This is a genomic window from Streptomyces sp. NPDC036813 (assembly GCF_055609245.1).
Genome location: NZ_JBVJPV010000013.1, coordinates 1 through 22,950, shown reverse-complemented (window position 1 = coordinate 22,950; position 22,950 = coordinate 1). Strand labels below are relative to the sequence as shown.

18 protein-coding genes are annotated in these 22,950 nt (G+C 73.3%); 12 read left to right on the top strand and 6 right to left on the bottom strand.

Annotation, left to right across the window (positions count from 1 at the left end):
* Nucleotides 1–635: 635 nt before the first annotated feature.
* Nucleotides 636–1,394, bottom strand: coding sequence for a TIGR03089 family protein (locus tag ACZ67Q_RS25575; RefSeq protein ID WP_471186207.1), 759 nt, complete (start codon nucleotides 1,392–1,394; stop codon nucleotides 636–638).
* Nucleotides 1,395–1,545: 151 nt separating this feature from the next.
* Here ACZ67Q_RS25575 and ACZ67Q_RS25570 point away from each other — a divergent pair, with 151 nt between their 5' ends.
* Complete coding sequence (locus ACZ67Q_RS25570; RefSeq protein ID WP_471186204.1) at nucleotides 1,546–2,955, top strand: peptidoglycan recognition protein family protein; 1,410 nt, start codon at nucleotides 1,546–1,548, stop codon at nucleotides 2,953–2,955.
* Nucleotides 2,956–3,022: 67 nt separating this feature from the next.
* Entirely contained in the window at nucleotides 3,023–4,105 is a 1,083-nt protein-coding gene (manB, locus tag ACZ67Q_RS25565; RefSeq protein WP_471186202.1) for a mannose-1-phosphate guanylyltransferase, read from the top strand.
* Nucleotides 4,106–4,342: 237 nt separating this feature from the next.
* Here manB and ACZ67Q_RS25560 read toward each other — a convergent pair whose 3' ends face one another.
* Genes ACZ67Q_RS25560 through ACZ67Q_RS25545 form a run of 4 tightly spaced genes read right to left on the bottom strand, consistent with a single transcriptional unit; the run spans nucleotide 4,343 to nucleotide 8,204 of the window.
* On the bottom strand, nucleotides 4,343–5,347 hold the full coding sequence (locus tag ACZ67Q_RS25560) for a DNA-3-methyladenine glycosylase family protein (RefSeq protein ID WP_471186199.1): 1,005 nt from the start codon (nucleotides 5,345–5,347) through the stop codon (nucleotides 4,343–4,345).
* A gap of 50 nt (nucleotides 5,348–5,397) precedes the next feature.
* Entirely contained in the window at nucleotides 5,398–6,708 is a 1,311-nt protein-coding gene (locus ACZ67Q_RS25555; protein ID WP_471186197.1) for a coenzyme F420-0:L-glutamate ligase, read from the bottom strand.
* Entirely contained in the window at nucleotides 6,705–7,664 is a 960-nt protein-coding gene (gene cofD, locus ACZ67Q_RS25550; RefSeq protein ID WP_471186195.1) for a 2-phospho-L-lactate transferase, read from the bottom strand. Before cofD ends, ACZ67Q_RS25555 begins: the two co-directional genes overlap by 4 nt.
* Nucleotides 7,665–7,697: 33 nt before the next feature.
* Nucleotides 7,698–8,204, bottom strand: coding sequence for a cysteine dioxygenase (locus ACZ67Q_RS25545; RefSeq protein ID WP_471186193.1), 507 nt, complete (start codon nucleotides 8,202–8,204; stop codon nucleotides 7,698–7,700).
* A 688-nt stretch (nucleotides 8,205–8,892) separates the two neighbouring features.
* Here ACZ67Q_RS25545 and ACZ67Q_RS25540 point away from each other — a divergent pair.
* The 3 genes from ACZ67Q_RS25540 to ACZ67Q_RS25530 all read left to right on the top strand — a co-directional run bounded on the left by ACZ67Q_RS25540 (nucleotide 8,893) and on the right by ACZ67Q_RS25530 (nucleotide 14,524).
* Nucleotides 8,893–9,156, top strand: a complete 264-nt coding sequence (locus tag ACZ67Q_RS25540; RefSeq protein WP_361639037.1) for a WhiB family transcriptional regulator — start codon at nucleotides 8,893–8,895, stop codon at nucleotides 9,154–9,156.
* A gap of 203 nt (nucleotides 9,157–9,359) precedes the next feature.
* Complete coding sequence (locus tag ACZ67Q_RS25535) at nucleotides 9,360–13,016, top strand: glycosyltransferase (protein ID WP_471186190.1); 3,657 nt, start codon at nucleotides 9,360–9,362, stop codon at nucleotides 13,014–13,016.
* Entirely contained in the window at nucleotides 13,013–14,524 is a 1,512-nt protein-coding gene (locus tag ACZ67Q_RS25530; protein ID WP_471186187.1) for a DUF5719 family protein, read from the top strand. The genes ACZ67Q_RS25535 and ACZ67Q_RS25530 overlap by 4 nt, the downstream gene beginning before the upstream one ends.
* A gap of 32 nt (nucleotides 14,525–14,556) precedes the next feature.
* Here ACZ67Q_RS25530 and ACZ67Q_RS25525 read toward each other — a convergent pair whose 3' ends face one another.
* The gene (locus ACZ67Q_RS25525) at nucleotides 14,557–15,006 is read right to left on the bottom strand and encodes a metallopeptidase family protein (protein ID WP_471186792.1); all 450 of its coding nucleotides are present in this window, start codon (nucleotides 15,004–15,006) and stop codon (nucleotides 14,557–14,559) included.
* 295 nt (nucleotides 15,007–15,301) lie between these two features.
* Here ACZ67Q_RS25525 and ACZ67Q_RS25520 point away from each other — a divergent pair, with 295 nt between their 5' ends.
* The 7 genes from ACZ67Q_RS25520 to ACZ67Q_RS25490 form a co-directional block, all read left to right on the top strand.
* A complete protein-coding gene (locus tag ACZ67Q_RS25520) occupies nucleotides 15,302–15,724 on the top strand; it encodes a DUF3499 domain-containing protein (protein ID WP_363263239.1) in 423 nt (140 codons plus the stop codon).
* A 146-nt stretch (nucleotides 15,725–15,870) separates the two neighbouring features.
* Nucleotides 15,871–17,235 carry a phosphomannomutase/phosphoglucomutase gene (locus ACZ67Q_RS25515; RefSeq protein WP_471186185.1) on the top strand — a complete coding sequence of 455 codons (1,365 nt, stop codon included), beginning with the start codon at nucleotides 15,871–15,873 and terminating at the stop codon, nucleotides 17,233–17,235.
* Between the two features lie 447 nt (nucleotides 17,236–17,682).
* Complete coding sequence (locus ACZ67Q_RS25510; protein WP_390739761.1) at nucleotides 17,683–17,853, top strand: Trm112 family protein; 171 nt, start codon at nucleotides 17,683–17,685, stop codon at nucleotides 17,851–17,853.
* 52 nt (nucleotides 17,854–17,905) lie between these two features.
* A complete protein-coding gene (locus ACZ67Q_RS25505; RefSeq protein ID WP_471186182.1) occupies nucleotides 17,906–19,033 on the top strand; it encodes an SIS domain-containing protein in 1,128 nt (375 codons plus the stop codon).
* 72 nt (nucleotides 19,034–19,105) lie between these two features.
* Nucleotides 19,106–20,257: a mannose-6-phosphate isomerase, class I gene (manA, locus tag ACZ67Q_RS25500; RefSeq protein ID WP_471186178.1), complete on the top strand. Its 1,152-nt coding sequence runs from the start codon at nucleotides 19,106–19,108 to the stop codon at nucleotides 20,255–20,257.
* 159 nt (nucleotides 20,258–20,416) lie between these two features.
* Nucleotides 20,417–21,397 (top strand): cation diffusion facilitator family transporter, encoded by a 981-nt coding sequence (locus ACZ67Q_RS25495; protein WP_471186175.1) that lies wholly within the window; start codon nucleotides 20,417–20,419, stop codon nucleotides 21,395–21,397.
* Between the two features lie 585 nt (nucleotides 21,398–21,982).
* The coding region (locus ACZ67Q_RS25490) for an adenosylhomocysteinase (protein WP_471186172.1) at nucleotides 21,983–22,950 on the top strand (968 nt) is incomplete at its 3' end.

The following is a 22,950-nucleotide window of genomic DNA, read 5'->3' as shown; positions in this document are numbered from 1 at the left end:
TGGGGGGTGTCCGTCTCGGTCCGGCCGCCCGTTCCCTGGCACGGCGCCCTGTGCCGGTGCCGGCCGCTGCGGGCGGGCGGACACCCCCCACCCCGGCCCCTCCCCGCCGCACGCGGGTGCACCGACGCCGTGGCGCGCGGCAACGCCCTGGCGTGCACGGCCCCGGTCGTGGCGCGCGGCAACGCCCTGACGCGTGCGGCCGCGGGTCGTCGTCCCGCGTAGCTGCGGGCGGGCGGTCGCCATGTCGCCGTAACTACGGGCCGCGGGCGGCGGGTGCCGCCGCAAGGCCGTGGCGCGCGCGGCAGCGGGTCGTCGTCCCGCGTAGCTGCGGCCGGGCGGTCGCCGTGTCGCCCTGGCTGCGGGCTGTCGTGCCTCCCCCAAGCTCTTCGAGCAGGGGGACCCCAGGGCGGCACGGGTGGGCGCTGGGTCACTCTGTTCGATGAGTTCGGGAGAGGCCCCCAGTCAGCGCCGGCGAGTGTCCCCACCACCGGTCGGCACCGACTCCGGGCACCGGGAAACGCCGGGCGCGCAGTCCACTCTCGGCCCGGCCGCAGCCGACGGTCACCGGCCGGCGCAGGGAAACGCCGGGCGCGCAGCCCGCCCGCGGCCAGCCGTAGCCGACGGTCGGCGTCGTGTCAGCGTGCCGTGCAAGACACCCGTTCTGCGTCGATCCGCTTCGCCAGCGCTTCCTCCCCCAACAGGGAAAGGTTCCGGCACAGCACGACCGAGCCGCCGCTGGCCAGCGGTGCGTACAGGCCCGCGCTCAGGCCCTCCCACGTGTCGTACGGCAGCCCGGACAGCAGCCGGGACCCCGGTCCCGTCAGTCCCAGCCCCGCCGCGTCGCCGACCGCCCGCTCCACGATCTCCGCGCCCGTCAGCTCGGCCCCGGCCACGATCAGCGCCGGCTCCTCCGGGTCCACCGGCGCGTACGGCACGAAGCGGTCGGCGAAGGTCGGCACGTCGACGGCGTAGTCGGCGTATCCGTCCGGAGGGGCCGGGACGAAGCGCCGGCCCAGGGGGGCGAGGGACAGGGCGTAACGCTCACCGCGGCACGCCAGTCCCCGCTCGAACTCCCCCGGCCCCGCCACGACGAATTCCGCCCGCGCCGGGTCGCCGTCGACGTCCGCGACGACTCCGACCGAGGCGCACGCCAGCAGCCAGACCGCGGTCTGCCAGTGGGCGGGCAGGAGGAGGGCGACCCGGTCTCCGGGCTCGGCGGACCACCCGTCCTGGAGGAGGTTCGCGGTCTTGGCCACCCAATTGGCGAAGGTGGCCACGGACAATTCGACACGTTCACCCGTGGCGTCGTCGTAGAAGGTCACCAGCGGGCGCGCGGCATCCGCGGCGAGCGCGGAACTCAGCAGGTCGGCAGGGGTGCGATCGGTGGCGTTCACTCGCATCAGCGTACGCGCGCCGACTCCCGCGCACCCACCGCCGCCCCGGTCCCGAGGCGTGCCGTACGCCACCGGTTTGGCGCAACGGCAGCCGACGGCCCGTCAATTCCCCGATGGACAGATATGTCTGACTATGTCCAGGATCATTGGCATGCGTGGATTGCTTGCTTCTTCGATCGGCGTCACTTGCGCAGCCGCACTCGCCCTGCCGCTGACCCCGTCCGCCGCGGCGGCCCCGGCACCGGCCGGTGCCCCCGCGGCCGCCGGGGTCCCCGGCAGCACCGCGTCGCTGCCCCTCGTCCCGCTCGGCAGCGACCGAGCCCCCGGCTCCCCCCTCCAGGGCGTGCCCCGCCGAGACACCGGGCACTTCTCCCTCGTCGGGGTCGTCTGGGACGACCCGGACGCCGTACTGAACGGCCGTGTGCAGGTGCGCACCCGCGCCTCCGGCACTCACACCTGGTCCGACTGGCAGGACCTCGACACGCACAACGCCGACCACGGCGCCGACCCCGGCACCACCGAACGCACCTCCGGCCATGTCCATGGCGCCACCGCCCCGCTGTGGGTGGGCGACTCCGACGGCGTCGAGGTCCGCGTACGGGCCGAGACCGTCTCCAGCAGCCATGTCGAGGAGACCGGACGCGGCGTCAGGAACGTCACCGTCACTTCCTCCCCGCTGCCCACCGGAATGCGTCTGGAACTGGTCGACCCCGGCCGTGACACCGCCCCGCACCGGCACGCCCCGGTCACCGCCCCGCGTCCCGGCGCCGTCGACGAGCCCGAGGAGGAGAGCGAGGACAGCACCCAGGTTCGGGAGGTCGCCGACGCCAATGTCGGCCTGACCGGTGTGGCGCCGGGTGCCGCCGAGATCCCGGCCCTCGACCGCGCCGGCACCGAGCAGGAGCTGACCACCCTGCGCGGCGCCGAGATGAGCCAGCAGGAGCGCGCGAAGCCGTACATCGGACCGCGCCCGCGTATCGTCACCCGGGCCGGCTGGGGCGCGGACGAGAAGCTGCGCGAGAAGGGCTTCGTGTACACGAAGTCGGTCAAGGCGGCCTTCGTGCACCACACGGCCACCGGCAACAACTACACCTGCGCCCAGGCCCCGTCGGTCATCCGCGGTATCTACCGCTACCACGTCAAGAGCATGGGCTGGCGGGACATCGGCTACAACTTCCTCGTCGACAAGTGCGGGAACATCTACGAGGGCCGGGCCGGCGGCGTGGCCAAGCCGGTCCTCGGCGCCCACACCCTCGGGTTCAACTCCAACAGCATGGGCGTCGCCGTCATCGGCACCTTCAGCTCCAGCAAGCCCTCGACCGCCGCGGTCACCTCCATCGCCCGGCTGGCGGCCTGGAAGCTCGGTCTGTACGGGATGAATCCGACCGCCAAGACATACCTGAAGTCCGGCGGTGGCAACCTCTACGCCAAAGGCAAGAACGTACGACTGAACGTGATCTCCGGTCACCGCGACGGCTTCGCCACCGACTGCCCGGGCAAACAGCTCTACGGCAAGCTCGGCACGGCCCGTTCCAAGGCGGCGGGCTACCAGGGGCGCTGAGGCCGGGACATACACTGGCCGGTCGAAAGACAGTTCGGCCGGTCCCGGCAGGAAGCAGAGACGACAGGTGACAGAAGCGATCCTTCTGGTCGGCGGCAAGGGAACCCGGCTGCGCCCGCTCACGGTCAACACGCCCAAACCCATGGTGCCGGCGGCGGGCGTGCCGTTCCTCACGCATCAGCTGGCGCGCGCGAGAGCGGCGGGCGTGGAGCACATCGTCCTCGCCACGTCGTATCTGGCCGAGGTGTTCGAGCCGTACTTCGGCGACGGCTCGTCGCTCGGACTGCACCTGGAGTACGTCACGGAGGAGGAGCCCCTCGGCACGGGCGGCGCGATCCGCAACGTGGCCGCGCGGCTCCACTCCGGCCCCGACGATCCCGTCCTGATCTTCAACGGCGACATCCTGACCGGTCTGGACATCCGGGCCCTGGTCCGCACCCACGAGACGACGGGCGCGGATGTCTCGTTGCACCTGACGAAGGTCACGGACCCGCGCGCCTACGGTCTCGTCCCGACGGACGAGACCGGCCGGGTCCTGGCCTTCCTGGAGAAGCCGCAGACGCCGGAGGAGATCGTCACCGACCAGATCAACGCCGGTGCGTACGTGTTCCGCCGCTCGGTCATCGACACGATCCCGGCGGGCCGGCCGGTGTCGGTGGAACGCGAGACGTTCCCCGGCCTGCTGGCGGCCGGCGCCCACCTCCAGGGCATGGTCGACTCCACGTACTGGCTCGACCTCGGCACCCCGGCCGCGTTCGTGCGCGGCTCGGCGGACCTGGTGCTGGGCCGGGCGCCGTCCCCGGCTGTCCCGGGCCGCTGCGGCGACCGTCTCATCCTCCCGACGGCCACCGTCGCGCCCGACGCCAAGCTCACCGGCGGCACGGTGATCGGCGAGGGCGCCTTCATCGCGGAGGGCGCCCGCATCTTCGGCAGCACGATCCTGCCGGGCGCCGTCGTCGAACCGGGCGCGGTCATCACCGACTCCCTCGTCGGCGCGAGGGCCCGCGTGGGCTCGCGTACGGTGCTGACGGGCACGGTGATCGGCGACGGCGCGACCGTCGGCCCCGACAACGAACTCCGCGAGGGCGTACGGGTGTGGTGCGACGCCCACATCCCACCGGGAGCGCTCCGCTTCTCCTCGGACCAGTAGTCCGGGCCGGGGCGCCTGAGGCGGGCTGCCCGCGGCGCCGGGCCCGATGTCGTCTGCGGGTGGGTGGACGGCTGGTCGCGCAGTTCCCCGCGCCCCTGAGCCGGCCGCAGTCCCGTCGCGCGTAGTTGCGGGTGGGGGGAGGCGCCCCATCAGCGCCGGGCCGCGCGTCCCACCCCCGCCCAGCTCCGACGCCGGGCAACGAGACAGCGGACGCCGCCCCCGCCGACGTACCCCCTGCTACAACCCCCGAATGTCCCCGACAGGGAACCGCGGCGCGCGCCGCGCCGGCACCCTGCCGCTCAGCAGGATCAGCCGCGCCGCCCGATGCCGCTGCCCGGCGTACGGCTCCAGCAGGCGCAGCATCTCCGTGTCGTCGGCGTGGCGGTCCCCCGCCAGCGCCCACCCCACGATCCCCGGCAGATGCAGATCCCCCACGGTCACCGCGTCCGCCGCGCCATGACTGCGCTGCACGGTCTCCGCCGACGTCCACGGGCCGATCCCCGGCACCACTTCCAGCCGGGCCTGCGCCGCCGCCGGAGGCATCCGCGTCGCCTCCTCCAGGCGCGCGGCGACCCGCACGGCCCGCAGGATCGTCGACGCCCTCTTGTCGTCGACGCCGGCGCGGTGCCACTCCCAGGACGGGATCAGCGCCCAGTCCCGCGCGGAGGGCATCACGTACATCCGGCCGGGGGCCGGTCCCGGCGCCGGTTCACCGAAGCGCCGTACCAGCAGCCGCCACGCCCGGTACGCCTCGACCGTCGTGACCTTCTGCTCCAGCACCGACGGAATCAACGACTCCAGCACCAGCCCGGTACGCCCGAGCCGCAGCCCGGGCCGCCGGTGCCGGGTCAGCGCCACGATCTTGTGGCGCGGCGCGAAGGCCGACGGATCGTCCTCGGCGCCGCACATCCGCGGCAGCTGCTCCAGCAGCCACTCGGCCCCGGGCCCCCACGCGTCCCCGCGGACGGTCCCGGCACGCGTCGTCACCCGCAGCGTCCCCGGCCCGGCCGGCGTCCGGCTGGCCCGCCACACCGACCCGTCGGGCATGGCCCGGAACGTCGGGTCGCCGGGGCCCCGCCGCAGCGGGCCGAGGACGAGGCCGAGGTCGAGCGGCCCGTCCGGCGTCCAGGTCCGCACCCGCCCGGGCGCCGGCGCCGGCCGCGGCACCGCTCCCAGGGGTACGACGACCTCGCCGCCGCGCATGGTCGTACGCGTCGGCCGGGGAGCGAACCGTCCAGCCACGAATGAGGTCCCGGGGTGAGGAGGGAGGAAGAGTCGTTACGAGGGTACGGTCAGCGCACCTCGATGAAGCCCCCCGCGTCCCGCTCCGGCCGAGGCCGCGGCTCCCCGTCCGGGTGACCGACGGCCACCGCGCCCATCGGATCCCAGTCCGCGGGCAGGCCCAGCACCTCCCGGACGACGTCCCGGCAGAACATCGTCGAGGACACCCACGCCGATCCGAGCCGCTCCCCGGCCAGCGCGACGAGGAAGTTCTGCACACCGGCGCCGGCCGCGACGACGAACATCTCCCGCTCGGCCGCGTCCCGGCGTTCGTCGCCGTAGGTGTGGGAGCCGTCCATCACCAGGCAGGGGACGACCAGGTAGGGGGCGTTGCGAAGGACGTCACCGCGGCGCACGCGCTTGGCGATGGACTCCTCGCTCTTGCCGTCCCGGCGCAGGTCGGCGATCCAGGCGTCCCGCATCGCGTCCAGCAGGCGGGTGCGGGACTCCTGCGACTCCAGCAGCACGAAGCGCCAGGGCGTCGTGTGGTGCGGCGCCGGAGCCGTCACCGCGGCCGCGACCGCTCTGCGGACCGCGCCGGGATCGACCGGTTCGTCCGTGAACGCCCGCACCGTACGGCGCTGGGTGACCGCCTGCCGGATCGCCTCGGAGGTGCCGAGGCGGAACATGTCGTCGCGCGCGCCGCGCACCAGGGCCCGGGCCCCGTCCGTGTCGTCGTCCGCCACCACCTGGGGCAGTCCGCGGACGACGGCCACCGGCCGTCCGGCGGCCTTGCCCTTGACCAGGTCGCCGGCGGCGGCCAGCTCGTCCGCGGTCGCCACCACGGTCGCGCTGAGCGGATTGCCGTGCGCGTCCTTGCCGCCGCGCAGGTCGTCCAGCACGCGCACCCCGGCTGCGCCGATCGCGACGTCCGTGAGCCCCGCGCGCCAGGGCCGCCCGAAGGTGTCGGTGACGACGACGCCGACGGTGACGCCGAGCAGGTCGCGCAGGCCGGAGCGGATCGCCCGCGCCGAGGCGTCGGGGTCCTCGGGCAGCAGCAGCACCGTACCCGCGGGGGTGTTGGAGGCGTCGACCCCGGCCGCCGCCATGACCAGGCCATGCCGGTTCTCCACGATCCGCAGGGTGCCGCGCCGGGCGACCACCCGGACCGTCTCCGCGTCGATCGCGCTCTCCCGGTCGGCGGCCTCGACGATCCGACCCTCCGCCTTGGAGACGATCTTGGAGGTGACGATGACGACGTCCCCGTCGGCCAGGCCCGGCTCGGCGGCGGCGATCAGCTTGGCGAGGTCGTCACCGGGCCGGACCTCGGGGAGGCCGGGCAGCGCCCACACCCGGTAGCCCTCGGCGGGCGGCGTGCTCACTGCCCCCGCACCTCCTCGGCCAGGGCGAGGGCCTCGCGGGCCATCTGCGCGGTCGCGTCGACGTCCGTCATCATCAGCGGTACGGCCCGGCAGCGGATGCCTGCCGCCTCGACCCGCTCGACCGCGCCCGCGTCCACGGTGTCGACGAGCCAGCCGTCGAGCAGCCCGGAGCCGTAGTGCTCGGCGACCGCCGCGGCGGTGGACTCGACGCCGACCGCCGCGAGCACCTTGTCCGCCATCCCGCGCACGGGCGCGTCCCCGACGATGGGGGACAGGCCCACCACCGGAACGCCCGCCTCCGCGATGGCCTCGCGGATGCCGGGCACGGCGAGGACGGTGCCGACGGAGACGACGGGGTTGGACGGCGGGAAGAGGATCACGTCCGCCGCGGCGATGGCCTCCAGGACGCCCGGCGCCGGCTTGGCCTGCTCGGCGCCGACCGGTACGACGGCCTGGGCCGGGACCGAGGCGCGCAGCTTCACCCAGTACTCCTGGAAGTGGACGGCCTTGCGCTCGCCCTCGATCTCGACGGCCACGTGGGTCTCGACCCGGTCGTCGGTCATCGGGATCAGCTTCACGCCCGGCTGCCAGCGGTCGCACAGCGCCTCGGTGACCGCGCTGAGCGGATAGCCGGCGCCGATCATCTGCGTCCGCACGATGTGCGTGGCGAAGTCCCGGTCGCCCAGCCCGAACCACTCCGGCCCGACACCGTAGGCGGCGAGCTCCTCCTTGAGGTGGAACGTCTCGTCGGCTCTTCCCCAGCCCTGCTCCTCGTTGATGCCGCCGCCGAGCGTGTACATCACCGTGTCGAGGTCCGGGCAGACCTTCAGCCCGAAGAGGTGGATGTCGTCGCCGGTGTTGCCGATGACCGTGATGTCCGCGTCCGGCGCGGCCTGCTTCAGACCGCGCAGGAAACGGGCACCGCCGATGCCGCCTGCCAGAACCACAATGCGCATGGGCCAAGTCTGGCAGGCGGGTACGACAACGCGTCAGACGGTCAGGGAACGCGGCTGCTGCCGGGCCTCGCAGTGCGGAGCGGTGTGCATCGGCATCTCGGTCAGTCCCGGGAAGTACACGTGGAGGCTGACGGCCGGCTCGAGGGTGTCGTTGACGACCTCGTGCACATATCCCGGGGCGAACACCCGCTGGGCGCCGACGGTCAACGCGCGCGTGCCGCGGTCGGTGCGCTCGGTCAGGGTGCCGTCCAGCACGGTGAGCACACCGGAGGAGGGGCCGTGGTCGTGCTGTCCGCTGCCCTGACCGGGCACCCAGGACAGCAGCCACACCTCGTAGCCGGGTCCGGTGCGCAGCCGGTGGTACCAGCGGCTCGTCGCGTCGTACTGCACCAGGTGCTCCCACTGGGCGCGGTCGGCCGCGATGCTGCGCGCGAGGCCGACGAAGTCGGCGACGGTGGCGGGGTGCTCACGCGGGGGCTGCAGCAGGTGCGGGACCTCGAGGAGGTCACCGGCGATCTGGAGGTCGCTGTCGCTGTTCATGCGGTGGGGGGTCCCTTGGCGGAGAGTGCGGGAACGGGTGCCCCGTGGGAGAGGGCGGGGGAGCAAACGGCGGCCCCGGGACGGTGTCCCGGCGGGCGGCTGGAGCTACGGTCGGCTCAACAGCTGGGACAGCAACAGCTACAGCGAACGCACGCAGCACCGAGGGACCCGGCGATGCGGGTCGTCACGGATGCCAAGTTCGCGAGCATGCCCACAAGGACAGCGGTTCACACCTTCACTGTCAACTCGACGACCGGTATGTGGGACAAGCTTCACCTCATCCGGTGCATGTGCGAGGCGAAAGGTTTGCTCACCCGTTCACCGGGACACATGCGGCACATCCGGGTGCGCAAGCTGCGTTGCGATCTCGTGATCCGAATGTGATCTTGTTCGCTTCGCCGTGTGCACAGGAACGGGATCGAACGCACGGGCGTCTTTCTCCGTACAGGCCCTGCGAGGGGTCCTCGAGGCGGAAGGCGGCCTTCCGGACCCCGTCTGTGTGTCAAGGTTTATGGCGATTTGAACACTTTCCGCACCGCCTTGGTTCCGCAGAGTGAATAAGGGGCCCAATAGCAGATCTCGGCTTGACTCGCCCGGAGCAGCACACTTGTAATTTCACTCGTGTCGTTCAGCCGAAATCGGTAACGGCTACATCACGGGGACGCGGAAAGACAGACGAGGGGCGCACATGACCGAGACGGTGCAGCAACTGCTGGTCGACGACGCGGGCGAGGAACTCGGCTGGCAGGAGCGCGCGCTGTGCGCCCAGACCGACCCCGAGTCCTTCTTCCCCGAGAAGGGCGGCTCCACGAGAGAGGCCAAGAAGGTCTGCCTCGCGTGCGAAGTCCGCTCCGAGTGCCTGGAGTACGCCCTCGCCAACGACGAACGGTTCGGCATCTGGGGCGGCCTGTCCGAGCGGGAGCGCCGGCGGCTGAAGAAGGCCGCCGTCTGACCGCCGTACGACCGGCTTCTGACCGAACAACCGCGGACTGTTCCGCACAAACGACTCGAACGGCCCGTCGCGGGTGGGTTGTCCACAGGCGGCGGGCCGCGGTCATGCCCAGCCGATAGTGTGGTCGCTCGTCCGAGACGCCCCACCGCCCGCAGGCGGCACAGGCGTCCACCGCAGTCCACCGAACCGGGGCCCGTACCTCGATGACCGTGCACAGCCACACCGCAGCCCAGCAAGACGGGGCCGCGACACCTGAGTTCCCGCGTCACGTGGTGACCGCGGTCCTCGTCTCCCACGACGGCGCCCGCTGGCTGCCCGACGCGCTCGCCGGGCTGCTCGGCCAGGAGCGTCCCGTGCAGTACGCCGTCGCCGCCGACACCGGCAGCGCCGACGACTCCGCACAGCTGGTCACGGCCGCCCTCGGCGCCGACCGCGTGCTCCACCTCGCCCGCCGCACCGGTTTCGGACAGGCCGTCGAGGAGGCCACCCGCACCGCCCCCCACCTCACCCCCGAGGAACTGCCCTATCTGAAGCGGCCCAGCGGCTGGGACCCCGTCACGCGCACGTGGCGCGACGACGCCTACGACCTGCCCGAACTGCCGCACGGTGAACCCGTCCAGTGGCTGTGGCTGCTGCACGACGACTGCGCCCCCGAACCCGACGCGCTCGCCGAGCTGCTGCGCGTCGTCGACCGCGAACTGGAGCTCGGCCGCGACGACGTGGCCGTCGTCGGCCCCAAGCTGCGCGGCTGGTACGACCGCCGGCAACTGCTCGAGGTCGGCGTCTCCATCGCCAACTCCGGGCGCCGCTGGACCGGCCTGGACCGCCGCGAACAGGACCAGGGACAGCACGACCACGTCCGTGACGTGCTGTCCGTGTCCAGCGCCGGCATGCTCGTCCGCCGCGACGTCTTCGAACAGCTCGGCGGCTTCGACCGCCGCCTGCCCCTCATGCGGGACGACGTCGACCTGTGCTGGCGCGCGCACGCCGCCGGCCACCGCGTCCTGATCGCCCCCGATGCCGTCGTACGGCACGCCGAGGCCGCCTCCCGCGAGCGCCGCGCCGTCGACTGCGCCGGCCGCACCACCGCCTCCCCGCACAAGGTCGACAAGGCCGGCGCGGTCTACACCCTCCTCGTCAACGCCCGCACCGCCGTACTGCCCTGGATCGTGCTGCGCGTCGTCCTCGGCACCCTGCTGCGCACCGTCGCCTACCTCGTCGGCAAGGTCCCCGGACAGGCCGTCGACGAGATCCGCGGCCTGCTCGGCACCCTGCTGCGGCCCGAGCGGATCATCGCCGGCCGGCGCCGGCGCGGACGGCCCGCGGTCGACAAGGGCGAACTGCGGCCGCTGTTCCCGCCGCCCGGAGCGACCGTGCGAGCCACCTTCGAACAGGTCGCGGGCAACCTCTTCGGCGGCACCGACGCGGAGACCTCCTCGGCCGGCCGGCACGGCGGCGCCGTGGAGTCGGGGCCCGGCGGCGACGACGCCGAATTCCTGGAGATCGAGCAGTTCGCGCGCCTGAAGCGCATCGCCCGCAAGCCGGGCCCGGTGCTCTTCCTGGTGCTGCTGGCCGTCTCCCTGGTCGCCTGCCGCAACCTCCTCGGCGGCGGCGCCCTCGCAGGCGGCGCGCTGCTGCCCGCCCCGGCCGACGCCTCCGAGCTGTGGTCCCGCTACCTCGACGCCTGGCATCCGGTCGGGGCCGGCGGCGACCCCTCCGCGCCGCCCTACCTGGCGATCGTCGCGCTGCTGGCGTCGTTGCTGTTCGGCTCGACCGGGCTCGCCGTCACCGTCCTGCTGGTCTGCTCCGTCCCGCTGGCCGGCTTCACCGCGTACTTCGCCTCCCGCCCGCTCGTCGAGTCCCGGCTGCTGCGCGCCTGGGCGGCCATCGCGTACGCCTTCCTGCCCGCCGCCACCGGCGCCCTCGCCGGCGGCCGCATCGGCACCGCCGTCCTCGCCGTCCTGCTGCCGCTCATCGCCCGCGCGGGCATCGCCGCGAGCGGCCTCGCGAACCCCTCCGGGGGACGCGGCAGTTGGCGGGCCACCTGGGCCTACGCCCTGCTGCTGACCCTCACCACGGCGTTCACGCCGATCGTGTGGCCCCTCGCGCTGCTCCTCGGCATCGCGGTCCTGGCACTGCGCCGCGCCGACCTGCCCGCCCACGGCCTGCGCTTCCTGGCCCAGCTGGCCACCCCGCTGCTCGTCCTCGCGCCCTGGTCGCTGTCCCTGCTGCCGTTCGGCTTCTTCACCGAGGCGGGCCTCGACTACGGCCCCTCCTCCGCCTCCGCGCTCGACCTGCTCGGCGCGAGCCCGGGCGGCCCCGGCACCGTCGACGGGCTGATGCTCATCGGCATCGTGCTGGCAGCACTCGCCGCCCTGATGCGCTCCGAGCGTCAGCGGGGCATCTGGACCGCCTGGGCCGTCGCCCTCGTGGCTCTCGTCTTCGCCGTCCTGTCCAACAGCTCCACCTGGGCCGGCCCCGCCACCCTCGTCTACGGCCTCGCCCTGCTCGCCGCCGCCGTCCTCGGCGCCGACGGAGCCCGCACGCGCGTGGCCGAGCAGAGCTTCGGCTGGCGCCAGCCGGTCGCCGCGCTGATCGCCTTCGCCTCCGCCGCGGGCCCCCTGCTCGTCGCCGCCGGCTGGATGATCGGCGGCGCCGACGGACCGCTGGAGCGCCGCGACCCGGTACAGGTGCCCGCCTTCGTCGCCGAGGAGAGCAGCACCCGCGACCAGGCCCGCACCCTCGTCCTGGACAGCGACTCCGCCGCCCATGTGAGCTACATGCTGGTCCGCGGCTCCGGCGCCCGCCTCGGCGACGCCGAACTGGCCGCCGCCGACGGCGAGAACGACCGGCTCGACAAGACCGTCGCCAACCTCGTCGCCGGCTCCGGTGCCGACCAGGCCGACCAGCTCGGCGCGTTCGCCGTGCGCTACGTCCTCGTCCACAAGGGCGCCCCCCGCGAGGTCACCCGCGTCCTGGACGCCACCCCCGGCCTGAGCCGGCTCAGCGAGCAGAACGGCAGCGGCCTGTGGCGGGTGGACCGCGAGGTCTCCCGCGCCGCCGTCGTCCCCGCGTCCGGCACCGGCACCCCGCAGGCCGTCGCGGCCGGCCCGGTGGAGATCCACACCACGCTCCCCGCCGGTCAGGGCACGCGCGTGCTGCGCCTGGCCGACGCCGCCGCCGACGGCTGGAGCGCCACCCTGGACGGCAAGTCGCTCAAGGCCACCACCGTCGACGGCTGGGCGCAGGGCTTCGAACTGCCGGCCTCCGGCGGAAAGCTCGACGTCGTCTACGACGATCCGTTCGGCCACACCTCCTGGCTGTGGGCGCAGGGCGCCCTCGCCGTCGTTCTCGTCGTCCTCGCCCTGCCCGGGCGGCGCCGGGACGTCGACGACGACCTGCCCGAGGAGCCCGTGGTCCCGGCCCAGCCGGTCGCCGGCGAGGGCCGCCGCGCCCGCCGCCTGCGCGCCCAGGCCGAGGCCGAGGCCGCAGCCGGGGAGGAGCAGCCCGTGCCCGCTCCGGCCGAGCAGCCCCCCGTGCCGATCCCGCAGCAGCAGTCCTACGACCAGTGGGACACGCCCGCCCCCGCGACCACCGGGTACTCCGGCTACGACCCGTATCAGGCGGACCAGCAGCAGTACCCGGCGGGCGGCGGCTACGACCAGGCGTACCAGGCCGACCCGTACCAGGCCGGCGGCTACGACTCCTACGGCTACGACGGCCGGACCCCCTCGGGGACCTACGACCCGACGGCCTACCAGCAGCCGTACGACCAGGGGTACGACGCGACGGCGTACGGCCAGGCACAGCCGCAACCGCACGACGGCGGCCATGAGCGCCCCGACGGGAGCCAGCAGTGAACCGCACGACCCTGTCCCTGATCGCCGGCGCGACCGCGCTCGCCGCCGTGACCGGCTTCGCCGCGCTCAGCTCCCCGGACGCCTCCGGCGCGGACACCGCCAAGGCCGCCGCCCAGCGGCCCGTGGAGCGCACCACGCTGCTCTGCCCGGCGCCCAGCCAGTCCGACCTCGCCGACACGGCGTACACGTCCTTCACGCCCGTCACCCAGGGCGTGTCGGGCGCCGGCTCGGCCGAACTCAAGGCCGCCGCCGAGCAGTCGGCGGACAGCGCGGGCGGCAAGGACAAGAAGGGCAAGAAGCGGCCCGCCAAGAGCGGCGCGCCGGCCCTCACGCCCAAGCAGCCGGGCACCCCCGCCACCTCGGAGGCCTCCGGCGCGGAGGTACCCGCGCTGATCGGCACCGCACAGGGCAGGTTCGCGCCCGGCTGGACCGTCCAGCAGACCACCGAGGTCGCCGCCGGCAACGGGCGCGGTCTGCAGGGCGTCAACTGCACGGCCCCCGACACCGAGTTCTGGTTCCCTGGCGCCAGCACCGCCGCCGACCGCACCGACTACGTGCATCTGACCAACCCCGACGACTCCGCCGCCGTCGCCGACATCGAGCTGTACGGCAAGGACGGCGCGGTGAAGTCGACGGTGGGGGAGGGCATCACCGTGCCGCCGCACGGCGCCGAGCCGATCCTGCTGTCCACGCTGACCGACGACCGGCAGGACAACCTCACCGTCCATGTCACCGTCCGCAGCGGCCGGGTCGGCGCCGCCGTCCAGGCCCTCGACCAGAAGCTCGGCGGCGACTGGCTGCCCGCGGCCGCTGATCCGGCACCGAGCCTGGTGCTGCCCGGCATCCCCAAGGACGCGGTGTCCGTGCGCCTGGTCGCCTTCACGCCCGGTGGCTCCGACGCCGATCTGAAGGTGCGCCTGGCCTCACCGTCCGGGCTGATCACCCCGGCCGGCAACGAGACGCTGCACGTGAAGTCCGGCATGACCACCGTCCTCGACCTCGGTGACGTCACCCGCGGCGAGGCCGGATCGCTCGTCCTGACGCCGACGGACCGCGCCGTGCCGGTGGTGGCCGCGCTGCGGGTGGTCCGCGGCAAGGGCGACCAGCAGGAAACGGCGTTCATCCCGGCGACCGCGGCCGTGGGCACGCGTGCGACGGTCGCCGACAACAGCGCCAAGGGCACCACGCTCTTCCTCACCGCGCCGACGGCGGACGCCCAGGTGAAGGTCACGGCGTCGGCCGGCAGCGAGGGCGGCGCGGCGGCGACCCAGACGTACACGATCAAGGCGGGCACCACGCAGGACGTGCGGATCCCCGTCCCCAGCGGACTGAAGGGGACGTACGCGCTGACGGTCGAGCAGGTCTCGGGCGGCCCGGTCTACGCCGCCCGCATGCTCGCGGCGACGGAGGACGGGGTTCCGGCCTTCACCGTCCAGACCCTGCCGAACGACCGCGGCACGGTCGCGGTGCCGGAGGCGGACGAGGACCTGGCGGTGCTGCAGAAGTAGGGCGGGGGCCGGGCGCGCGTACGGCGTCCGGCTCAGTCCTCGCCGTAGCGGGGATCCACCGTCTCCGGGGTCAGCCCGAGCAGCTCGGCGACCTGCTCCACGACGATCTCGTGCACCAGCGCCGCCCGCTCGTCCCGTCCCTTGGTGCGGATCTCCACGGGCCGCCGGTACACCACCACGTGCGCCCGCCGGCCGTCGCGCGCCGGGATGATCCCGCCGAGCGGCACGGCCTCGTCGTTCCACGGCTGCCCGGGGCCGTCCAGCCGCGGCACCTCCAGCACCAGGAAATCGATGTCGGCGAGCTGCGGCCAGTGCCGCTCCAGACGGTCCACGGAGTCCTGCACCAGGTCCGCGAACACCTCGGCGCGGCTCGCCGCGAGCGGCACCTGCGGCGGCGCGATCGGCCCGCGCATCCCCCGGCCGTGGCGATCACGGCGGCGGGGCCCGGGGCCCGTGGCACGGGGCGGTACGGCGTTGTCCATCACTGGTGCAGCGTAGTCCTCGGCGCCTCCGAGCGCCCGGCCTGTGGGTGACGGTTCGGCCACGGGGAGTCGGCGGTGCGCTGAGTGTCGCAGCTTGACCATTCCAGCCAACTTCGGCTCGTTTCCGTATCTCTACATGACCGCGGATCTCCAGCCGATTGGTGGTGTTTGTACGGAGAAATGACCGGATCGCGATCCGTCGCACGCCGGAAAGAGGGACGTCGGCGCAGGTCAGCGAGGTCCCTCTGGAAGGCTGTGTGGGACGTTTCACAGCCCGACACGGGGGAGTGACCTGGTGGAGAGTCGTCGCGGCCCGCTCAAGAGTGCGGTACCGTCCAACATCGTGAGCCCTGTACGTCGCTGTTCGCGCACCGCCTGCGGCCGACCCGCCGTCGCGACGCTGACGTACGTCTACGCCGACTCGACCGCGGTCCTCGGCCCGCTCGCCACCTACGCCGAACCCCACTGCTACGACCTGTGCGCCGAGCACTCCGAGCGCCTCACCGCCCCGCGCGGATGGGAAGTCGTACGCCTGCTGGACGGCTCCGCTCCCGCGCGGCCCAGCGGGGACGACCTCGAAGCGCTCGCCAACGCGGTCCGTGAGGCGGCCCGCCCCCAGGAACGGGCGGCCGGGGCCGGCGGCGGGGCACGCTCGGCGGACCCCATGGAGGTCGCCCGCCGCGGCCATCTGCGGGTCCTGCGCTCCCCCGACAACTGAGCCGCACGCCACTCACCCCGTCGCCTCCGGACCGACGGCTTGACCTGAGGTTACGGCTGGCCGTCCACTCGGTGTCCGCCCCTTCCGCAGCCGATACGGGCGGGTAGGTTGGGGCGACCGACGGGGACGTTCAGGAGGAAGTGGCCGTGGCTGGTGATCTGTCGCAGCTCGTGAAGGCGTACGACGTGCGCGGGGTGGTTCCGGACCAGTGGGACGAGTCGCTGGCCGAACTGTTCGGCATGGCCTTCGCCCAGGTGACCGGCGCCGACGCGATCGTCGTCGGCCACGACATGCGGCCCTCCTCGCCCGGCCTGTCCCGCGCCTTCGCGCGCGGCGCGGCGGCACGCGGCGTGGACGTCACCGAGATCGGCCTGTGCTCGACGGACCAGCTGTACTACGCCTCCGGCGCGCTGAACCTGCCCGGCGCGATGTTCACCGCCTCGCACAACCCGGCCCAGTACAACGGCATCAAGATGTGCCGGGCCGGCGCCGCGCCCGTCGGCCAGGACACCGGGCTGGCCGAGATCCGCGCGCTGGTCGAACAGTGGAGCGTCTCCGGCGCCCCGGAGCCGGCCGTGACGCCGGGAACCCTGGGTGGGCGCGAGACGTTGCAGGACTACGCGGCCTACCTGAAGTCCCTCGTCGACCTGACCTCCATCCGGCCCCTGAAGGTCGTCGTCGACGCGGGCAACGGCATGGGCGGCCACACCGTGCCCACGGTGCTGGACGGCCTGCCGGTGCACCTGGTGCCGATGTACTTCGAGCTGGACGGCACCTTCCCCAACCACGAGGCCAACCCCCTGGACCCGGCCAACCTCGTCGACCTCCAGGCGCGGGTGCGCGAGGAGGGTGCCGACCTCGGCCTCGCCTTCGACGGCGACGCCGACCGCTGCTTCGTCGTGGACGAGCGGGGCGAGCCGGTGTCCCCGTCGGCGATCACCGCGCTGGTCGCGTCGCGGGAGCTCGCGCGCAACGGCGGCAAGGGCACGATCATCCACAACCTGATCACCTCCTGGTCGGTGCCGGAGGTCGTCGCCGAGCACGGTGGCACGCCGGTGCGCACCCGTGTCGGCCACTCCTTCATCAAGGCGGAGATGGCGCGTACGGGGGCGATCTTCGGCGGCGAGCACTCCGCGCACTACTACTTCCGGGACTTCTGGAACGCGGACACGGGCATGCTGGCGGCGCTGCACGTCCTCGCGGCCCTCGGGAAACAGGACGGTCCGCTGTCGGCGCTGGTGGCCCAGTACGAGCGCTACGCCGGCTCCGGGGAGATCAACTCCACCGTCGCCGACCAGGGGGCACGCGTGGCGGCGATCCGCGCGGCGTACGAAGGGCGCGAGGGCGTCACCCTGGACACGCTCGACGGCCTCACGGTGAGCGCCGCGGACTGGTGGTTCAACGTCCGCCCGTCCAACACGGAACCACTGCTGCGGCTGAACGCGGAGGCGCGGGACGCGGTACGGATGGCGAAGGTACGGGACGAGGTGCTGGGGATCATCCGGGGGTGAGCGTTGCCCGCCGGTGGGTGGGCGGTCGTTCGTCTGCGGGTGCGTGTGCCTGCGGCGCTGGTGCGTTGTCGTCTGCGGGTGTGCGGGTGGTTGCTCGCGCCCACGCGGCGGAGCCGCATGTCGAATGCAGCCCCGCGCCCCTTATATGCCTGCGGCGGCCCGTTGCGGTGCGTGGTCGGTTGCTGTCGCGCCTGCGGCGCGTTGTGGGTCGGGGCCGGGGTGGTGGGGGGTGTAGCAACGCCGTGGCGCGCGGGGCGTGAGCCGCTGTCCGTCTAGCTGCGGGCGGCCGCCACTGCCGACTGGCTGCGCGGTACCAGGAGGAACCGGAGATCACCTTGGCGCCGGTGCCGTAACGGAGGGGGTTGTCCACAGGCCCCGCGCAAGGCCGCTCCCGGCGGTACGCTGACCAGGCACAACCCCACACCGTCGTATCCGAAGGGACAGCCCATGCCGCTCGAAGCCGGCCTCCTGGAGATCCTCGCCTGCCCGGCCTGTCACGCCCCCCTCAAGGAGCAGGACACCGAGCTGATCTGCACCGGTCAGGGCTGCGGCCTGGCGTACCCGGTCCGCGACGGCATCCCCGTGCTGCTCGTCGACGAGGCCCGCCGCCCGGCGTAACACCGCCGCGAAAGCCCGCGCACCGACGACACGGCGATCGGAGACTGCCGCCATGCTCGACGAATCGCTGCTCGACACGCCGGAGGCCCTGGCCGAGGCCGACCGCCGCGCCCTGCTGCGCGGCGCCGCCGAGGCCGGCGCCCGCGTCCGTACCGCCGCCCGGCACGCCGCCGAGGCCGGCGTCAACGGCCTCAAACCCGACGGCCGCCCCCGCGCCGTCCTCATCGCCGGCCCCGGCGCCGCCGCCACCCACGCCGCCGACCTGCTCGGCACCCTCGCCGGCCCCGGCAGCCCCGTGATCCGGCTCGCCCCCACCGGCGTCGCCCCCGCCGCGGGCGCCCTGCGCTGGGAGTTGCCCGGCTGGGCCGGCTCCGTCGACCTGCTGCTGATCGCCACCCCGGACGGCACCGAGCCCTCCCTGTCCCAGCTCGCCGAGCAGGCATACCGGCGCGGCTGCGCGGTCGTCGCCGTCGCCCCCGCCCGCACCCCCCTCGCGGAGGCCGTCGAGGGCGTCCACGGCATGTTCCTGCCGATGGCGACCGCCCCGTACGACCAGGAGGAACCGCTCGCCGCCTCCGCGCCGGGCGTCCTGTGGGCGCTGCTCACCCCCCTGCTCGCCCTGCTCGACCGCGTCGGCGTGCTCACCGCGCCGCCCGACGCCCTGGAGAAGGTCGCCGACCGCCTCGACCACATCGCCGAACGCTGCGGCCCCGCCATCGCGACGTACAGCAACCCGGCCAAGACCCTCGCCGCCGAACTCGCCGACGCCCTGCCCCTCGTCTGGACCGAGGGCACCTCCGCAGGCCCGGCGGGCCGCCGCTTTGCCGCCGCCCTCGCGGAGCTGTCCGGTGTCCCCGCGGTCGTCGCCGAACTGCCCGAGGCGCTGGCCGCGCACAGCGCCCTGCTCGCCGGCCCGCTGGCCGCCGGCGCCGACCCGGACGACTTCTTCCGCGACCGCGTCGAGGAACGGCCCGCGATGCACGCGCGTGTGGTGCTGCTGCGCGACCGCCCGATCGGCAACCTCACCGCCGCCCCGGCCGCGCGCGACCTGGCCCTCAGCCACGACACCCCCATCAGCGAACTGGAACCGGAGGAGGGCGACGAGCTGGAGACGCTGGCCGAGCTGATCGCCGTCACCGATTTCGCCGCCGTTTACCTGGCCGTCGCGTCAAGGGCCTGATCTTTTCCCGGGCACGCCGGCCCGCGCCGAACGCCCCGTCCTCGGCCCGCACGCATCCCGCAGAGAGATCCCATGGACCGCCTCGACAACACCGTCCGCCCCTACGCCTGGGGCTCCACCACCGCCATCCCGCAGCTGCTCGGAGTGGCGCCGACCGGCGAACCGCAGGCGGAGATGTGGATGGGCGCGCACCCGGGCGCTCCCTCGCGCACCGCGCGCGGCACCCTCGCCGACGTCATCGCGGGTGCCCCCGAGCGGGAACTGGGCGCCGCAGCCGTGGCGAAGTTCGGCCCGCGCCTGCCGTTCCTGCTCAAGCTGCTCGCCGCCGGCGCGCCGCTCTCCCTCCAGGTCCACCCGGACCTCGAGCAGGCCCGGCAGGGGTACGCCGACGAGGAGCGCCGCGGCATCCCGCTCGACGCCCCGCACCGCAACTACAAGGACGCCAACCACAAGCCCGAACTGATCTGCGCGCTCACCGAGTTCGACGGCCTGTGCGGCTTCCGTGACCCCGTCCACACCGCCGACCTGCTGGCCGGTCTCGGTGTCGACTCCCTCAAGCCGTACGTCGACCTGCTGCACGCCCACCCCGAGGAAGCGGCCCTGCGCGAGGTGCTGACCGCGATCCTCACCGCGGACCGCGAGGAGATGGCCCACACCGTCGCCGAGGCGGCGGCCGCCTGCGACCGGCTCGGCGGCGACTACGCCCCCTACGCCGGTATCGCCCACCACTATCCGGGCGACCCCGGCGTCATCGCCGCGATGCTCCTCAACCACGTCCGGCTCCAGCCCGGCGAGGCCCTCTACCTCGGCGCCGGCATCCCGCACGCCTACCTCGACGGCCTGGGCGTGGAGATCATGGCCAACTCCGACAACGTCCTGCGCTGCGGCCTGACCCCCAAGCACGTCGACGTCCCCGAACTGCTGCGCGTCGTCCGTTTCGAGGCGAGCGACCCGGGCGTCCTGCGCCCGGAGGCCGCCCCGGACGGCGAGGAGGTCTACGAGACCCCCATCGACGAGTTCCGTCTCTCCCGCTACGCCCTGCCGGAGGGCGGCGCGGCCCATGACCTCACCCGGTCCACCCCGCAGATCCTCCTGTGCACGGCGGGCGCCGTCCGGGCCGGGGAGCACGAGCTGACCGCCGGTCAGTCCGTCTTCGTGCCGGCGGGCGAGAAGGCAGAGGTGTCCGGCGCGGGCACGCTCTTCCGAGCCACCGTGATCGCCTGACCGCCGACTCCCGACACGGCTGCGGTGTGTTCTTACGACCGTGACTGTGGACACTCGGGACGCCGGAGCCACGGGGGCTGCAAGAATGGCCCACCGGCAAAGGGCGGGCAAAGGCCCGGACGGCGAGAACACACGCAGGCGAAGGGACAACGCGGACACATGAGCGCGTCAGGCGGCACCAAGGCGATCGTGGCGGCACTCGGCGCCAACCTCGCGATCGCGGCATCGAAGTTCGTGGCGTTCGCGTTCAGCGGCTCGTCGTCGATGCTCGCTGAGGGCGTGCACTCGGTCGCCGACTCCGGCAACCAGTTCCTGCTGCTGGTCGGCGGGAAGCGCGCCCAGCGTGAGGCCACCCCGCAGCACCCCTTCGGCTACGGCCGCGAGCGGTTCATCTACGCCTTCCTCGTCTCCATCGTCCTGTTCTCGGTCGGCGGCATGTTCGCCATCTACGAGGGTTACGAGAAGATCCGGCACCCGCACGAACTGGAGCACTGGTACTGGCCGGTGGGCGTTCTCGTCTTCGCGGTCATCGCCGAGGGCTTCTCGTTCCGCACGGCCATCAAGGAGTCCAACGAACTGCGCGGCAAGCTCTCCTGGGCGCAGTTCATCCGCCGCGCCAAGGCGCCCGAGCTGCCCGTCGTCCTGCTCGAGGACTTCGGCGCGCTGATCGGTCTGGTCCTTGCCCTCTTCGGTGTCGGCATGACCCTGCTCACCGGCGACGGCGTCTGGGACGGCATCGGCACCGTCTGCATCGGCGTCCTGCTCGTCCTCATCGCGCTCGTCCTGGCCGCCGAGACCAAGTCGCTCCTGCTCGGCGAGGCCGCCGGTGTCGAGGAGGTCAAGAAGATCGAGGCCGCGATCGTCGACGGGGACACCGTCACCCGCATCATCCACATGCGCACGCTCCACCTCGGCCCCGAGGAACTGCTGATCGCCGCCAAGATCGCCGTCCAGCACGACGACACCGCCGCCGAGGTCGCCACCGCCATCGACGCCGCCGAGGCCCGCATCCGCGCAGCCGTGCCCATCGCGCGCGTCATCTACCTCGAGCCCGACATCTACAGCGAGGCCGCGGCCGCCAAGGGCCCCGACCCCGAGGCCACCCCGGGCGGCCCCGCCCCGCAGAGCGCCGGGCACTGAAACGCCGCTACGGCTGCATCACCCACGGGGTGCGGGCGGCACCAACGCTCGCGCCCTGCACCGCACCGCGATCGCGAAGGCCGACGACTGGCTCACCGGGATGCGTTACGACGTGTGGGTGCCGGAGGGCCGGCTGTTCCTGCTGGGTGACAACCCTGGAACGCCCACCACACCCACCACGACGGCCCCTGTCGCTAGCCCCCGACCCTTGCCGGACACTGCGTCCCCTCCCACGCGGCCCTTCCACGGGCGCAGAGCGCAGCGGCCCGCACCCCGGCGTCCACGCCCCGCCCACCCGGGCACTCACCGGCCCGAACGACCCGGCACGGTATCGGCGAACTCTCGACGCATTTCGGTGCGGACTGGGGACGGCCGGGCCGACCGTGTAGCTTGGGAGAGAGCCAGACGTCGCTGCTGATGGCGGTCGGGCGGTCCGCCGCGGACCGACCGAGGGAGAGAGGGCCTCCGACGGACTGCGCTGCGCGCACGCGGGCATGCCTGTGTCCTCTTTCGGGCACCCCTGTGTCCGCCCGCCGCGCAGACCAGCCGTACCCACCCTCGACCCAATCCCGAGGAGCAGCTCGCATGACGACTGTCGACAACCGACAGGACTTCAAGGTCGCCGACCTGTCCCTGGCCGAGTTCGGCCGCAAGGAGATCACCCTCGCCGAGCACGAGATGCCGGGCCTGATGGCGATCCGCAAGGAGTACGCCGAGGCGCAGCCCCTGGCGGGCGCCCGCATCACCGGCTCGCTGCACATGACGGTGCAGACGGCCGTGCTGATCGAGACCCTGGTCGCGCTCGGCGCCGAGGTCCGCTGGGCCTCCTGCAACATCTTCTCCACGCAGGACCATGCCGCCGCGGCCATCGCCGTCGGCCCGAACGGGACGCCCGAGAACCCGCAGGGTGTCCCGGTCTTCGCCTGGAAGGGCGAGACGCTTCAGGAGTACTGGTGGTGCACGGAGCAGGCGCTGACCTGGCCCGGCACGCCCACCGGCGGTCCGAACATGATCCTCGACGACGGCGGTGACGCCACCCTCCTCGTCCACAAGGGTGTCGAGTACGAGAAGGACGGCAAGGTCCCCTCGCCCGACACCGCCGAGTCCGACGAGCACCGCGTCATCCTCGAGCTGCTCACCCGCACCGTCGCCGAGACCCCGCAGAAGTGGACCCAGCTGGCGTCCGAGATCCGCGGTGTGACGGAGGAGACCACGACGGGTGTCCACCGTCTGTACGAGATGATGCGCGAGGGCACGCTGCTGTTCCCCGCGATCAACGTCAACGACTCGGTGACGAAGTCGAAGTTCGACAACAAGTACGGCTGCCGCCACTCCCTCATCGACGGCATCAACCGCGCCACCGACGTCCTGATCGGCGGCAAGACCGCCGTCGTCTGCGGCTACGGCGATGTGGGCAAGGGCTGCGCGGAGTCACTGCGCGGCCAGGGCGCCCGGGTGATCGTCACCGAGATCGACCCGATCTGCGCGCTGCAGGCGGCGATGGACGGCTACCAGGTCACCACGCTGGACGAGGTGGTGGAGACGGCCGACAT